A 15,908-nucleotide genomic window follows, 5' to 3' on the forward strand; every position below is an offset into this window, starting at 1 on the left:
AATTACGCATGCTCTGGGCCGAACACGATGCAGCACCTGGGAAAGAGGCGTCCATGCTGCGATGTGCGTGACTGTCTACAATGGTGAAGGTTTCGACATGGGCAAGCCCCGTAAGCGGGGCCGGGCTGCTGAGGCTCCGCCCTGAATTCTGACCTTGCTGTATTCCTGTGCCAATACGTCTTGGCCTGTCTCATCCTGAGCCATCCCAAGACGTTTGCCACATGGTCGCCTTCACGATCCACTTTCAGCCCTGACGGGTCTGCATCCCTCTTGCAAGGTGGACGCTGCCGCCGGGCGAAGCCGAGGGGCTCAAGTGTTCGCCACCTGGCATAAGATTCCGAAGGGCTATGCGTCTGGCTTCTGGTCGAACAGAATAACGTGCGCGCCTTCGTGACTGTCAGGGTTGCCTACCAGCACGAACGGCATATCCGACCCGTCTTTCTCGTAGAGACAGCGGTATTTCATCTGGCCGCTGAGCGGATCGCGCACTTGGTCATAGCGAAAGCTGTGCTGAACGCCGTCTTCGATCCAGGCCTTGACGCCATCGGGGGTCACCAGTGCAAGCGGCGCGCCGTCCAGCAAGATTGTCTCGCCAACGTTGAAAATCTCTTTCATCTCATGGGTCTCCTATCGGTTCTCTTTGGTAGCGTTGCAAGCCGTCGTCGCCTTTGCAACGATCTCTGCCCCGCGTGTTCTCTCTCTCGGTGTCATTGCCCCCGGATCACAATCGTGTCCTGCTCCGGTCGCTCGCGAGCATTTTAGTGCTGGAGGCGGTCTATCCTGCGTCCTCATAGGGCTCGTACCTCAGGTTCGCACCGTCCGACGGCTCAAAGTCATCGGACCATCTTGTACGGCGCATGCCGCAGATCCACTGGAACACGACGCCAACCTCGACATCTTCACCGTTTACCGTCGCCCAAATGACTTCGACCGGGTAACCCGCATAATTCTTCATGCTCAACTCCTGACCTCCATTTGGTCGGAGCCGCAGTTATCAGGTGGCAGGTATATGCCTGTACCTATATATGCTTGGCCAACACAAAACGGAGTTTACAAACTTGCTTTACAGGCCTCTACATATTGCGCTCTTTCTGGGCGCGGCTTCATCGGCTGTCGCTGCCGAGTGGGAGATCGGCTTGTCGCGAGGTCTGGAGACCTATGCTGCGACTGCAAACGACGGAACTTTGCTCTTAGTTTGCGATCCTGACCGTGTCTACAACCCAAACGTGAGCCATGCGTACTTTTTGTCGCGTTTTGACGATGACCAATTCCCGCAACAAGTTGTTCTTCTCGCGGCGACCGGAGAGCAGGCTGCCTTTTCTGTGCAAGACGGGATCGCAACGCAACGCGATGCTGATCCTGCCGAATGGGCACAGCTCATCGACATGATCGAGGCGGGCGGTCAGATCGCTGTCGTGACCGCACGCGATGCCTTTACGCTGGATCAGGACGCGCTGCCCGGGCTTCGATGCCGCTGATCTTTTGAGCGAGCTCTTCGATCTCGGAGTGCAGCAGCGCCTTACCGAAGGCGGATAACAGCTGCGTCACCCCATAGACGTTGAGCGGGTCATCAATGCCTGTCTGCAACGCCGCCATATGGGCGGCGTCGAGTCTGATCATCGATTTCATGAAGGGGGCACCAGTGCCTTTGGACTCGGCCAGGCGTGGTCGTGCAGCGGAGGCAACCTCATGCCAGGTCGCGGTGTCGCGCAGGTTTTGCATGCGGGCGCGAACCGCTTTGATCAAGGCACGCCGAACGTAGTCCGGATCAAGGCCAGATCGTTCTGCCAGCGCCTCAATCCGTGCCTGATCCTCAGCTCCGATGCGCACGTAATAGGTTCGAGACTGCCCTTCGGTGCGAGTGCTGCAAGCATCATCCGCCACCGGCTGGGTGGATACCCCCGAGTTGATGCGCGCCGTTTCAGCCGCGGCTGCCTTTTCCCCTTTCCGGGGTTCATTCTTGACCACTGATTTTACCGCTGGGCCTTCTGTCGCGACCGCTTCCGCCGTACTCTGATCGAACGCGGCATATTTCGTGGCGCTCGTGGCGAACTGCCGCGACCGCGCCAGCCTGTCTTCGTTCGAGACAGCGGTCCCGGACCGGTTTGGAATCTTCCTAGCCATTGGCAGCATCCACCACGGCCTCGATGTCGCTAAGGATCTCACTGCATAAGGCGAGGGCGGAGGAAAGATGCCCCGCCTGCAACCGATGACGAAGATCTTGTTCATAAATGTCCCGCACATATCCCAGTGGCCCGGTCAGCGGCATGCGCTGGATCGCGGCGAGATGGGGCACCGGCGTGGGCAGAAGTGGCAGGGTTGAAATCACCTCGAAGACCTCAAGGTCCTGCCGGTGAACCCTGCTTCTTGCCGCATCACGCTCAAGGTCATCGCCTGCGGTCACGAAATCGATCGCGCGTTTGTCCGCGTTCATCAATACCGCGGAAAACAGCGGGGCGGGGTCATCCGGTCCGAGGGTCTCGATCATGCGCATAACCCATGTCAGGGTTTTCAGGGCCGCCACGAAATCCGATTGTACCGGCACGGCCGGCACCAGGATCATGTCGCAGGCCAGCGCCAGTGTTTCGGTGTCGGGATGCTCGCCGGGGCGGGTGTCGATCAGAACCAGATCAACACCTTCAGCCTCAAAGCTGTCCAGCGCGTGGTAAAGGCCTTCAACGGTCTCGGGGGCATCGGCCACGGTCAAGCCCGTGGGCCATGGAAGGCGTGGCAGATCACCGAAGTCGGCGCGCGCGCTTTTTGATTCCCATTCGAGGATCTGCTTGTCAGCATCCGCATCCATGACATGCACACGGCGGCCGCGTGCCAGCATGGCGGACGCAAGCATCTGTATGAGAGTTGTCTTTCCCGAACCGCCCTTCGCGGAGATGGCCGTCACAACAAGCATTCAATGTCTCCATAACGTATATTTTGCGCCGTTATGGCGATGCCTCGGGATGGCGTCCAGACCTTGCGCGATACAGACGTTCAACCTTTGGGTCAGACAGATGTGTATCTGCTGAGGCGATGTGCTGTTTTGGCGATCATCTGCGTACGCGTTCGGTCAATTGGTCAGCAGGTCACTCACGCCGACCGTGATTGCAGCGTCCATCCTTTTCGCCATCGCGTCGTTGTGGCAATTTCCCAATGCTGCCATCAGCCTTCGAGGTGTCGGGTCACCTGACCATCGACTATCCGTATCAGCGCCGACGTAATACGCACGGTGCTGCGCAGGCGTTCCAATCCCACAAGGTCTTCTTCTCCTTCCGGGAGAACCCCTTTGAGCATTCAACGCTAATGAAGGGATATCGTGTCGGCTGCGCCGACGTCATTCCCGCGCCTGTTCAGGATCCGGGCTGGGGTCCCGGATCGCGGCGCGGGGGAGGCGGTGTCCCTTCGGTCTGTTCGTTGTCGCGTGGGGTTTACAGCAGGCATGGCCAAGGCCCTGCCTGCTGATCACCGAAGGTGCGACAACGGACCGAAGGGACGTTGACAGGAACGGTATTGTGTATGACAAAACTTGTGCGGCGACTCATTAGAGTTTTCGTGTTTACAAAAACTATCTAATGATAAATCTTGCCGGCTATGTCCAAACGCCTCTCCACCATAGCCCGACAAGAGGTTCTCCGGCTCGCTGCTCAAGGGCTTGGCGATGGGGAGATCGCCGTGCGTGTTGGCTGCTCCCGGCCCACTGTCGCCCGCGTGCGGGCGCGCGGTGTGGTGACGGATCGAACCACAAAGGGCCGCGTGCTGCAGGTTCGGGTGTCCGCCCGTGAGGCTGAAGCATTCGAGGCGCTTGTGGCTGAGACGGGCATGACCACGTCGGGTTTGCTCCGGCACATGATCCGTCTGTCATCCGGCATTGTCGCGTTTCGCCGGGACGAGGTCACGGCGCTCAAGGCGTCGGCCAATCAGCTCAATGCCTTGGCGCGCAATCTTGTGCAGATGCTGAAGCTTGCCCATGCAGGCAAGCTGCGGTGGAACGCGCGCGACGCGGCACTGGTCGGTCGGCTTGCGGACCGGGCTGAAGAGGTTGCCCTGGCTGTGCAGGCTTTGCGCGCGGCCTCGCTGCGCGGGGCCTTCGTCCGGTTGTCCGATCTTCGGGACGTTGGGGAGGGGCAGCGCGATGGCTGAAGCACGCACCCTCCAGCAGGCGGTATTAGGCGAGATACTGCCTCATGTGGGGCGGCGTTCTGCAGCCATGGCGGGCGAGGCGCGCGTATCGCCGGGCCGTCGGCGTGGCACGTCCGGCGGGGCAGTTGCGGTATTGTCCTGGAACGCGCTGCGGGTGCCGCAAAGCGTGGTGAAGCGGGTCGGCACGGGCGGGTGTCATTCGCCAAAAGAGTTACGTCGACAGATGAAGTACATCCTGCGCGACGAGGCGCGGGTCGCAGCCTGGTCGAACCAGATCGGCATCGATCGCGTCTTTGGCGAGCGTGGCATGGAAAATGTCATTGCCGATTGGAGTGCTTCCTGGTGCGGGGCGCCGAAACGGGGTCACACCGATCACATCATCCTGTCCTTTCCCAAGGGAACCGAGGCGGAGTTGGCGGAAGCCATCTCGCGCGAATGGGCGCAGGAGGTGTTCGGCGGGGATTACCGGGATCGATATCGGTATGTGGCGGCCCTTCATTGCAACACAGATCATGTGCATGCTCATGTTCTTGTCGACAAGGTCGGGATGGAGGACGGCAAGTTCCTCTCGATCAGCCGCCATTCCGAGATCAGCTATGACATGATGCGCGAGCTGCATGCGCAGATCGCGGGCGAGCACGGGCTGGTGCTGAACGCCTCTTCCCGTCTGTCGCGCGGCATCATGGAAAACGCCCCGCGGGACACTGATTTGCAGGCGGCCCGCAAGGAGGGACGGGAGCCAGTGGTTGCCCCGCTGGATCCTGAAAGCAGCGCTCTGCGAGAGGCCGAGATACGCAGACACGCCGAGGGGTATCGGCAGCTGGCGCAACTTGCGGGGATGGGCCTGGAGGCCGACACCCCTCCGGATGGATGGATGGGGCGCATCGCGGAGGGCGCAGAGCTTGCCGCCACCAACTTGATGAAAGGAATGCCGGTGAAAGAAGGGTTTGCCGAAGGGGTTGATATCCCCGCTGCCGGAGCGGATGTGATCGGTCGTCTGATCGCCGCCCGCGAGACATTGCAAGCGGAAGCCGACACCGCGTGGAGCGCCATTCAGGACATGGCTCCCGGTGCCGAAAAGGTCGAACTGGAACAGCTCTTTGCGGGGCAGGCCCGCGAAATGGGCAGGCTTCTGGGCCGCGACTTTCTTGCGGATCATTCTTCATCGGTGTCGCCCGAGCGCGATCCCTACAGAGTTCAGGGGATTGCGGGGCTGGCCGCACGGGCAGCAGAGGAGGGCAATCCGCTCGTCGCTGAGGCCGATGCTGCACTGGGTCGTTTCAGAGCGGAATTGGCGCGCGTTCTGGCACCGATGGAGGCACGATTCGAGGAGGCGGGCAGCAGCATCGAAGAAGTCGCTGCCCGTTTCACCGCACCCCATCGCAGCGAGGCGCAACTCGAAGCCTCTCGCCCAGTGGACGCCCAGGAGCGCTCGGACTGGCTTGGGCTCGAACGCGACCTGCAGGCGCGCGCGCGTGATGTTTTTGCGGGGCTGCACATGGATCGTGATCTTTTGGCGGATCTGGCGCGTCAGGATATTCTTGACGCGGGGCAGGGCAGTCGCCTTGCCGACATCGCCACGCTGGACAAGCTGATCTCCGACGTGCGGCAAGACCTGCGCGACGGGGATATGGATCAGCTGGCCGCTGGCCGGATCGATCCGCTCATGGACCGCATCGAAGACCCCGGTCTGCGACAAGCCGTGTTCTCGGAGCTAAAGGCCATCGCCGCAGTGGATGCGGGTGATGACATTACCGGGCGCGACAGCGAACCAGCCGCCACCTACCGGACCCGGATCGAGGCTTTCGAGCGCGCCGAGGAGCGGGGGCGCGACCGGGACGATACCAGTGGCGATTACGGCCTCTAGAGGATTCAAAACATGCTGCATGCAATGGAAAGCCGTTGGCGGTATCCAATCGCCATCCTGCTCGGTCTCGGTGTTGGCACCTGGATCGGTGCCGCGATCGCCACGCTCTATCTGATGGCGCGATTTGGCGAAGACCTGGGTGGGTTCGATATTTTCGAACTTTGGCTGCTCAATCTGTCTGATCCACGGGTCAAGGCAAACCCTGCGGTGGAACATACTGCGTGGCTCATCACGGCACTTCCTGCCCTGCTTCTGGCGGCGACAGGAGCGACATCCGTTCATCGCGGGTCGCTCACCGATTATGATGATGCGCATTTCCAGTCGCGTCCCGAGCTCCGCCGCAACCGTATGTCTGCGTCTCTTTCCCAGAACGGCTTTCTGTTCGGCAAGCTCGGGTCACCTGCGTCCCGTGCGCCTTTCGTGTCGGCCACGCCAGATCGCTTCCCACACGCAATGATGATCGCGCCAACGGGCCGGGGCAAAGGGGTAGGCTTCGTTTTACCGAACCTTTTGCACTTCCAGGGCAGCACCGTGATCCTCGACGTCAAGGGCGAGAATTTCGAGAAGACATCCATCCACCGCCAAAAGGCGCTGAACAATCAGGTCTGGTACTTTTCGCCCTATGACTACGTTCAGCCCGAGGGCAAGAACGGGCCTGTCCTGACCCGCACGCACCGGTTCAATCCTCTCCAGCGCATTGCCGATCTGCCCAGCCCCGAGCAGCAATACACCGCCGTCAACACCATGGCGGACTTGTTCCTCATCGTCGAAAGCGTGAACGCGCAGAGCTTTTTCCAGGCCGGACGCAGCCTGTTCGTGGCGTCTTGCCTCTATGCCATCGAGACCGGAAAGCCGACGATCGGTGAGGCGCTGCGGATCATGACTGGCGGCGGCAATAAAAAGGAATTCTACAAACGGGCCGCGATGCAGACCGCAAACCCGGTGGTGGCAGAGATTTTCCTGAGCATGGCCGACGAAGTGGACAAGATTCTCGATTCCTATGTCAGTGTGATCCGCGGGGCCGGATTGGAGCTTTGGCTCGATCCGGCGGTGGACCGAGCGACACAGGCAAGCGATTTCGACTTCGGGACGTTCCGACGAGAGCCACAGTCGCTCTATATTGTCGTGCAGCCGGAGCACCTGAAAACACTGGCCCCCCTGATCCGGCTCCTGTTCGCCGATGCCATCGCATGTCTGCAGCGCGCGCATCCCGGACCGGACGAGCCACATCCCGTCATGTTCCTGATGGATGAATTCGACCAACTGGGCAAACAACCCCTGGTCTTGCAAAGCATCAAGACGATCCGTTCCTATGGCGGGCGGCTCTTTATCATCTCGCAGTCGATCCCCGGTCTTGAGGGCATCTACGGCGAAACCGACCGCCGTGCGCTTCAGGCCGGTGCGGGTGTACAGATCTACATGACCCCGCAAGATGATCGCACTGCCGACGTGCTGTCCGCAGCTCTCGGCAAACGCACGATCGTGGGCAAGACCAGATCACAGGCAACCGTGCGCAAGCTCTCGGAAAGCGCAAATATCAGCCGTCGCTCGGAAGAACGGGCGCTGGTATCCCCCGCTGAATTGCTGCGTTTCCCGCTCGACAAGGTCCTTGTCCTGCCCGAGGGGCAATATCCCATCAAGGCGGATCACATCCGCTACTATGCGGACCGGCATTTTGAGGAGATCGACAAAGCACGGCAAGGGCATGCCTTGCCCTATCCTCCTGCTGCAGCGCCAGTCTCGAACAGGCCGAAGAAAATCACCCTCGAGCAACCAGAACCCGCAGCACCCGCGGCGATCTCCATGGGCGACAAGGAATTCGAGACTGCGGTCCAGACCTATACAGGCGCGCTACAGGGATACGCAGAAGCCGCCAGGGCAAAGCCAAAGAAAACACGATCTGGTCGTAGGCAACGGAGCTCAGGCTTGGCCGGAACTAGTACAGCCTGACCACTTCTAAATCATTAAACAAATAAAAACCAAGGCTTAAGAAGCGCTTACGATCCTAGTCTGGGCTTAGGTAGTGGATTAAGGTGATGGGGTGGCCGATGGCCGAATGCTTGGAGAAGGGCTGACGCTTGGCTTCGCCCAAGGCTCCGAGTTATTCTTTTTGGCAGTGTAAACAGCTTTGCGCATTTATTTTCAAAGCGTTGCACATTCTGCCGCGAGAGTTAGTGTGACATCATTTCCGAACATATGACCTATGGGGGAACTTTTGCGGATTGTCGACAACACAACCACGCTGCTGGGAGATGATCTGAAAAGCGAGCTGTCCGGCGCGTCGAAATTTCGGGTCGCCGCCGCGTGCTTCTCTATTTACGCATTCGATGCCCTGAAAACGGAATTGAGTGAACTAAAAGAGTTCGAGTTCATTTTTACCACACCGACGTTTACCCCAAACGGTGCGATCGACCGCATCAAGAAGGAGAAGCGTGAGTTTTTCATTCCCAAAGGGCGAGCGGCAGAAACGCTTTCAGGCAGCGAGTTTGAGATTCAGCTTCGGAACAAGATGACTCAACGGGCGGTCGCGCGGGAATGTGCCGACTGGATCCGCAAAAAGGCGCGCTTCAAGTCGAACGTCACATCAGCACCGATGCAGCAGTTCGGACATGTGCAGCGGTCCGAGACCGGTGCGGCCTATATGCCGCTGTCAGGGTTTACCGCTGTTGACCTCGGGTATCAGCGCGGGGATGCGGTCTCAAGCTACACACAGGTCATGGATGAGCCCCAGTTTGCGCAGACCTACCTGAACCTCTTTGACCAGATCTGGAATGATGAGGAAAAGCTGCGAGATGTCACGGCCGAAGTCCTTGAGCACATCGAGTCCGTGTACCAGGAGAATCCTGCCGAACGGGTCTACTTCATGATTCTGTTCAACCTGTTCAGCGACTTCCTGAGCGAGATCGATGAGGACGTTCTGCCTAAGGATCGAACCGGTTATCTTGAAAGTCTTGTTTGGCAGAAGCTCTTCAATTTCCAGCGAGATGCCGCCGTCGGCGTTATCAACAAGCTGGAAACTTATAACGGGTGCATTCTGGCCGACAGTGTGGGGCTGGGCAAAACCTTCACGGCTCTGGCGGTGGTGAAGTATTACGAACTGCGCAACAAGGACGTTCTGGTCCTGTGCCCGAAAAAGCTAGCAGACAACTGGCGCAACTATAATGCAAACCTGACCACCAACATTTTCGCCAAGGACCGGTTTCGATACGACGTGTTGTGCCATACGGACCTTTCACGAACGTCTGGCGAGTCATTCGGGATGCGGCTCGATCGTGTGAACTGGGGCAATTACGATCTGGTCGTCATCGATGAATCCCACAACTTCCGGAACAACGATGTCTACAAGGATCGCGAAACCCGTTACCAACGTCTGATGAACCAGGTGATCAAGGCCGGGGTCAAGACCAAGGTCCTGATGTTGTCGGCGACGCCGGTTAACAATCGTTTCACAGATCTGAGAAACCAACTGGCGCTTGCCTATGAAGGGCATTCAGATGCCCTGAGCAAGAACCTGAAAACCAAGACCAGCGTGGAAGAGATATTTCGTCGCGCGCAGACTGCGTTTAACGTCTGGTCCAACTTACCCCCGGATCAAAGGACGCCAGCCTCCATCCTAAGGGCACTGGATTTCGATTTCTTTGAGCTGCTCGATGCGGTGACGATCGCGCGATCCCGCAAGCATATCGAAACCTTCTACGACACGGCGGACATCGGCAAGTTTCCAACGCGACTGAAGCCGTTGTCACATCATCTGCCGATCACGCACCGTGACGACGTCATCGGCTTCAATGAGATATTCGCCCAGCTGAGCGACCTGAAAATGGCCGTCTATGCACCGGTCAACTATATCCAGCCCAGTCGTTTGAAAAAATACGAAGACCTCTATGACACCAAGACGGAGGGCGGCAAAGGCACGCTGAAACAGGCTGACCGCGAGAAGAGCCTGCAAGCCTTGATGACGACCAACCTGCTCAAGCGGTTGGAAAGCTCTGTCCATGCATTCCGCAAGACCCTTGGCGCGCTGTCCGGCAATATCGGCCGGACGCTGGATGCCATTGCCAAGTTCGAGGCTTCCGGCGGTGCAGCGACGGTCGAGGATTTGGACATCGACCTGGAAGCTGTTGCGGACGAGGATGACGACTTCGCCGATTTCTCTGTAGGTAAGAAGATCAAGATTGATCTGGCAGATATGGACGTCACGGCCTGGAAGCAGGAGTTGTCGGTCGACAAGATCATCATCGATGGCCTGATTGCCGAGATGGAGAAGGTCACGCCCGAAGACGACGCGAAGCTTCAGCATCTAATTGCCGAGATCGCCGGAAAGATGGCCAACCCTCTGAACCCCGGCAACCGCAAGGTGGTCGTTTTCACCGCCTATGCCGATACCGCGAACTACCTGTTCGATCAGCTCGCGCCGCATTTCGCCGAGGCGCAGAATATTCACAGCGGCATTGTCACCGGATCGGGCAATCCGCGAACCACGCTCAAGAAATACTATGACTTCCAATCCGTCCTGACGCTCTTTGCCCCCCGCGCCAAAGAGAAGGACAAGATCATGCCCGATGATCCGGCTGAGCTGGACATCCTGATCGGCACCGACTGCATATCCGAGGGGCAGAACCTTCAGGATTGCGACTACCTGATCAACTATGACATCCACTGGAATCCTGTTCGCATCGTCCAGAGGTTCGGCCGGATCGACCGCATCGGCTCGCCCAACACCCAGATCCAGCTGTCCAACTACTGGCCCGACATCAGCCTGGACGAATACATCAACCTCAAGGAACGCGTCGAGAACCGGATGCATATCGTCGACATGGCGGGCACCGGCGAGGATAACGTGCTCACCTCCAAAAGCTCGGACGTCGCCTACCGCAAGGACCAACTTCAGCGCCTTCAGAACGAGGTGATCGAGCTTGAGGACGTGAAGACCGGCATTTCCATCACCGACCTGGGCCTGAACGACTTCCGGATGGACCTGCTCAACTACCTCAAGACCCATGATGACCTGCCGCGCATGCCGCATGGGTTGCACACGGTCATCCCGTCGGACCCCAAGCGCGGCCTGCACCCCGGCGTGATCTTCACGCTGCGCAACATCCATGACAGCGTGAACGTGGGCCAGCAGAACCGCCTGCATCCTTATTACCTGATCTATATCGGTCAGGACGGCCAGATCATCGCGGACCAGACACAGGTCAAACGGCTGCTTGATCTGATCCGGTCGGGCTGCAAGGGCGTCACACAGCCCATTCGCGACTTGTGCACAGCCTTCAACGCGGAAACGCAGGACGGGCGCAAGATGGGCACCTACTCAAACCTGCTCAACGACGCCATCCGCTCGATGATCGAGGTCAAGGAGGAACGTGATATCGACAGTCTGTTCTCGGGTGGGCATACCACGGCGCTGACCCAGACAATCGCGGGGCTGGAGGATTTCGAACTCATTGCCTTCATCGTGGTGCGCGACCCATGACGCTGTATCAATACCCGCCCCAGACCGCCCTCAAACGCGTGATCCCCAAGACCCGCATCTATGACGGGGCCGCCGCCAGCACGGCGCTGCGCGAGCGTTTCGTGCGCGAGGTGGATCAGATCACATGGGCGCACAAGCTCGCCCCCGAGACGCTGAACCTGCCCGCCACGCCCGCCGTGCCGGAAATTCAGGTGTTCCGCGTCACGCTCAAGGGCGATACGCTGCATGACGACATCCTGCGCGCCATGGACCGCGCCATTCCCTTCCCGCTGATGTTCGAGCTGGTGGCGGGGGACCGTATCCAACCCGCCGCCGCCTACAAACGCCCGTCCGAGGCGGAGCGCGGCAAATGGGTGCTGTCCGATCCCTTACGGGGGGAGTGGGCGGCGCATGACGCCCCCCGCGCGCCCTTGCCGGTGGCGGTCAACATGGGTGTGCTCTATGACAGGATGCTGTCCGCGCTGATGCCGGTTGCGCCCGTGCCGGGCGAGGATGTGGAGAGCCGCCTTGCGCGACTGACGGCAATCAGGGCAAAAGAACGTGAGATTGCGCAGCTTCAATCGAGATTGAGGCGCGAAAGCCAGTTCAACATCAAGGTGACGCTGCACGGCCAATTGGCCGAGGCACAGGCGGCCTTTGACCATATGAAAGACCCGGGAAAAACGGGCGGGGGAAACCATGAGTGACGAGATTGAAAAGCTGAAAATGCACAGCCCCGACCTGACCGCGCAGAATGTGGAGCGGATCGCGGCGCTGTTTCCGGGCTGCGTGACGGAAAGCAGGGGGCCGGACGGCACGCTGCGCCGCGCGGTGGATTTTGACCTACTGCGGCAGGAACTCAGCGACAGCATCGTGGACGGCCCGCAAGAGCGCTATCATCTGGACTGGCCGGGCAAGCGGCAGGCGCTGATCACGGCCAATGCGCCGATTGCGAAAACCCTGCGGCCCGTGCGGGCGGAGTCGGTGGATTTTGACACCACCCGCAACCTGTTCATCGAGGGCGATAACCTTGAGGCGCTGAAGCTGCTGCAAGAGTCGTATTTGGGCAAGGTCAAGATGATCTACGTCGACCCGCCCTATAATACGGGGAATGATTTTGTTTATGAAGATGACTTTTCTGAGTCCACGGCAGAGTTTCTGGCGAAGTCAAATCAGGTGGATGAGGCGGGTAATCGGCTGGTGGCGAATACGCAATCAAATGGGCGGTTTCATTCGGATTGGCTGTCAATGATGTGTTCACGATTGAGAGTTGCCAAGAATTTACTACGAGATGACGGCGCAGTTTTCGTAAGCATTGATGACACAGAGGTTGCCGGATTACGACACCTGATGGATGAGGTTTTCGGAGCAGAAAATTTTATCACCGAAGTCATCTGGGAAGGCGCAAACAAAAATGATGCGCGGCAAATTGGCGTCTGCCACGAATACGTGCTTTGTTACGTAAAGAACAAGCAGGCAACCGAGACTGCTTGGACGGTGACCAAAGAAGGGGTGGAGCCAGTCCTCAAAGAAGTTGAGCGACTAAAAAAAGAATACGGAGAAGACTACAGCGCCGCGTCAGATGATCTCGCTGGCTGGTTCCGCGCAATGAAAGCAAAACCCTCATTTGGCCTTCGGAGATTCCGTTATATTGACGAACGAGGAGTCTACAAGGAAGATGATCCGACGGCCCCAGGAGGCCGGAAATTTGAGTTAAAGAATCCAAATACGGGCGAAGTCATTCCCTTGCGTCAAAACCGAGGTTGGGCTTTTGATCAGGAAACATTCAATGACCTAGTGGAACAAGGCCGGATATCATTCATTTCCTCAACGAGTATTATGGTCAGGAGGTATCTGCACGAAACAGACTCTCAAACACCGCAGAGTGTATTCTATCAACCAGCGCGCTCTGCTTCTGAAAGGCTTTCTAAGCTATTGGGCGACGGTTTGTTTGACTATCCAAAAGACGAAACCATAATTCAGAAATTTGTTGATATGGCAGGCGATGAAAGTGGTAGCGAAGCCATTGTCATGGATTTTTTCGCCGGAAGTAGCACCACTGCGCACGCTGTGTTTCTTCAATGCGCCCTTGATGGCTGCAACAGACGCTTCGTCATGGTTCAAATTCCGGAAGCGCCGAAAGACAAAAGCTCCGCTCAGAAAGCGGGCTTTTCCACCATCGCTGAAATCTCCAAAGAACGCATCCGCCGCGCGGGGGCGAAAATCCTCGAAGGGGAATGTCACCCCGACTGGAACCGCGATGTGGGCTTTCGCGTGCTGAAAATCGACAGCTCGAACATGGCCGATGTCTATTACACCCCCGACGCCACCTCTCAGGCCGACCTTCTGACTCGCGTTGACAATATCAAACCCGACCGCAGCCCCGAGGACCTGCTGTTTCAGGTGCTGCTGGACTGGGGCGTTGACCTGACCCTGCCCATCACCCGCGAGAGCGTCGCGGGCAAAACCGTCTTCACCGTCGCCGGCACCGCCCTGATCGCCTGTTTCGACAACGGCGTGGACGAGACGCTGGTGAAAACCCTCGCCACCCGCCACCCCCTGCGCGTGGTGTTCAAGGACACAGGCTTCAAGGACGACGCGACCAAGATCAACGTGAAGCAGATTTTCAAATCCCTGTCGCCCGACACAGACGTCAAAGCCATCTGATGACCCCCGCCGAGTTGCGCCAGAAACTGACCGACCTGATCGCCACCTGGGAAAACGAGGTGGTCGAGTTCAAGGAGGCGTCCAATTCCTATTCCACAGGGGATATCGGGAAATACTTTTCGGCCCTCTCGAATGAGGCAAACCTGAAGGACGTCGACGCGGGCTGGCTTGTGTTCGGGGTGAACAACAAAAGCAGGACTGTCGTAGGGACGGATTACCGGCCCGCCCCTGAGCATCTGCAAAGCCTCAAACAGCAGATTGCCGAAGGTGCAGACCCGACAACCACATTCCGGCAAATCCATGAGGTGGATGTGGACGGCAAGCGGGTTGTCATGCTGGAGATCCCGCCCGCGCCAAGGGGTATTCCCATTGCGTGGCAGGGGCAGACCTATGCGCGGGCAGGGGAAAGCCTGAGCGCGCTTGGCTTTGCGAAGCAAGATGAGATCCGCAACCAGACCCTGCATGACGATTGGAGCGCGCAGTTGGTGGACGGCGCCACGCTGGATGATCTGGACCCCGTGGCAGTGGAGCGCGCGCGCAGTGACTTTGCCCTGAAGCATCAAAACCGGATCAATGCGGATGAGGTGCGCGGCTGGCCGGTGGCGACCCTGCTGGACCGCGCGAAGGTGACCCAACGCGGACAGGTGACGCGCACGGCGCTGTTGCTCTTGGGGCGTGCGGAAAGCGCCTATCTGCTGTCCCCCCATCCCGCACAGATGACATGGAAGCTGGTCGGACCGGAAACGGCCTATGAACACTTCGGCCCACCATTCCTGCTGGCGACCTCGCAGCTGTATCAACGTATCCGCAACATCCAGCTGCGCCTGCTGCCCGATGACGAGCTACTGCCGCATGAGGTGTCGAAATACGACCAGAAGGTGGTGCTGGAGGCGCTGCACAACTGCATCGCCCATCAGGATTACCGCCAGAACCAGCGGATCATTGTGACCGAGCGGCCGGATCGCTTGGTGTTGGAGAACGCCGGCCGGTTCTTTGAGGGCGCCCCCGAGGATTATGTGCGCGGCGACAAGACGCCGAGGGGCTATCGCAACCCCTATCTGGTGCAGGCCATGGTCGAGCTGAACATGATCGACCAGATGGGCTATGGCATTCAGCGGATGTATGAAACGCAGCGTCGGCGCTACCTTCCGATGCCGGATTACGAGGTGTCGGGCGATGCAGTGGTGATGACGATCTATGGTGGGGTGGTCGATCCGGCCTATACACGCGTTCTGATGGAAAACGGCGGCTTGAAGCTGACCGACGTGCTGGCGCTGGACCGGGTGCAGAAAAGGTTGGAGGTGCCGGATGCGGCGATCCAGGCTCTGAAGCGCAAGGGGCTGGTTGAGGGGCGTAAACCTCGGTTCCGCGTCTCGGCTGCTGTCGCGGCTGCATCGTCCAAGAAGGCCGAATACATCAAGACCCGTGCGTTTGACGATCAGCATTACGCGGACATGGTGGTTGAGTTTTTACGAAAGTTCGGCAGCGCTTCACGAAAGGACGTTGATGACCTGCTCTGGGACAAGTTAAGCGACGCCTTGGATGACACGCAGAAGAGAAACAAAATCGGAAACCTTCTCAGCGGCTTACGGCGCAAAGACGTGATTTTTAACGCTGGCTCCAAACCTGCCCCACAATGGAAGCTGTGCGAATGAAACAAGAACATCCTACGAAAGAAATTACGAAAGAAGCGCTGGATTTAAGAAAGCGACAGTCATGAAAATCAAGTTCAAGTCGCAACCCTATCAGACCGATGCCGTCGATGCGGTGGTCGATTGCTTTGAG

Annotated in this window: 12 protein-coding genes; 8 read left to right on the forward strand and 4 right to left on the reverse strand. The window is 58.5% G+C overall.

Annotation, left to right across the window (positions count from 1 at the left end; genetic code table 11):
• Nucleotides 1-345 precede the first annotated feature (345 nt).
• Nucleotides 346-615 (reverse strand): hypothetical protein, encoded by a 270-nt coding sequence (locus ATI53_RS07085; protein ID WP_111550055.1) that lies wholly within the window; start codon nt 613-615, stop codon nt 346-348.
• Nucleotides 616-775: 160 nt separating this feature from the next.
• A complete protein-coding gene (locus tag ATI53_RS07090; protein WP_040179868.1) occupies nt 776-955 on the reverse strand; it encodes a hypothetical protein in 180 nt (59 codons plus the stop codon).
• A 103-nt stretch (nt 956-1,058) separates the two neighbouring features.
• Here ATI53_RS07090 and ATI53_RS22940 point away from each other — a divergent pair, with 103 nt between their 5' ends.
• Nucleotides 1,059-1,478, forward strand: a complete 420-nt coding sequence (locus ATI53_RS22940) for a hypothetical protein (RefSeq protein ID WP_146609894.1) — start codon at nt 1,059-1,061, stop codon at nt 1,476-1,478.
• Here the strand turns inward: ATI53_RS22940 and ATI53_RS07095 are convergent.
• A complete protein-coding gene (locus ATI53_RS07095) occupies nt 1,435-2,124 on the reverse strand; it encodes a hypothetical protein (RefSeq protein WP_111550056.1) in 690 nt (229 codons plus the stop codon). The genes ATI53_RS22940 and ATI53_RS07095 overlap by 44 nt on opposite strands.
• Complete coding sequence (locus ATI53_RS07100; protein ID WP_111550057.1) at nt 2,117-2,908, reverse strand: nucleotide-binding protein; 792 nt, start codon at nt 2,906-2,908, stop codon at nt 2,117-2,119. The genes ATI53_RS07095 and ATI53_RS07100 overlap by 8 nt, the downstream gene beginning before the upstream one ends.
• 677 nt (nt 2,909-3,585) lie before the next feature.
• On the opposite strand from ATI53_RS07100, the gene ATI53_RS07105 reads away from it, so the two are divergent.
• The 7 genes from ATI53_RS07105 (at nt 3,586) to ATI53_RS07135 (ending at nt 15,778) form a co-directional block, all read left to right on the forward strand.
• The gene (locus ATI53_RS07105; RefSeq protein ID WP_111550058.1) at nt 3,586-4,134 is read left to right on the forward strand and encodes a helix-turn-helix domain-containing protein; all 549 of its coding nucleotides are present in this window, start codon (nt 3,586-3,588) and stop codon (nt 4,132-4,134) included.
• On the forward strand, nt 4,127-6,001 hold the full coding sequence (locus ATI53_RS07110; RefSeq protein WP_170134535.1) for a relaxase/mobilization nuclease domain-containing protein: 1,875 nt from the start codon (nt 4,127-4,129) through the stop codon (nt 5,999-6,001). The genes ATI53_RS07105 and ATI53_RS07110 overlap by 8 nt, the downstream gene beginning before the upstream one ends.
• Nucleotides 6,002-6,013: 12 nt before the next feature.
• Nucleotides 6,014-7,951, forward strand: coding sequence for a type IV secretory system conjugative DNA transfer family protein (locus ATI53_RS07115; RefSeq protein ID WP_111550060.1), 1,938 nt, complete (start codon nt 6,014-6,016; stop codon nt 7,949-7,951).
• A 265-nt stretch (nt 7,952-8,216) separates the two neighbouring features.
• Nucleotides 8,217-11,477: a helicase-related protein gene (locus ATI53_RS07120; RefSeq protein WP_111550086.1), complete on the forward strand. Its 3,261-nt coding sequence runs from the start codon at nt 8,217-8,219 to the stop codon at nt 11,475-11,477.
• Nucleotides 11,474-12,163: a DUF4391 domain-containing protein gene (locus ATI53_RS07125; protein ID WP_111550061.1), complete on the forward strand. Its 690-nt coding sequence runs from the start codon at nt 11,474-11,476 to the stop codon at nt 12,161-12,163. Before ATI53_RS07120 ends, ATI53_RS07125 begins: the two co-directional genes overlap by 4 nt.
• Nucleotides 12,156-14,123: a site-specific DNA-methyltransferase gene (locus ATI53_RS07130; protein WP_205912133.1), complete on the forward strand. Its 1,968-nt coding sequence runs from the start codon at nt 12,156-12,158 to the stop codon at nt 14,121-14,123. Before ATI53_RS07125 ends, ATI53_RS07130 begins: the two co-directional genes overlap by 8 nt.
• Entirely contained in the window at nt 14,123-15,778 is a 1,656-nt protein-coding gene (locus tag ATI53_RS07135) for an RNA-binding domain-containing protein (protein WP_111550062.1), read from the forward strand. The genes ATI53_RS07130 and ATI53_RS07135 overlap by 1 nt, the downstream gene beginning before the upstream one ends.
• The last annotated feature ends 130 nt before the right edge of the window (nt 15,779-15,908 follow it).

The organism is Salipiger aestuarii (genome assembly GCF_003259905.1).
Lineage (GTDB): Bacteria > Pseudomonadota > Alphaproteobacteria > Rhodobacterales > Rhodobacteraceae > Salipiger > Salipiger aestuarii.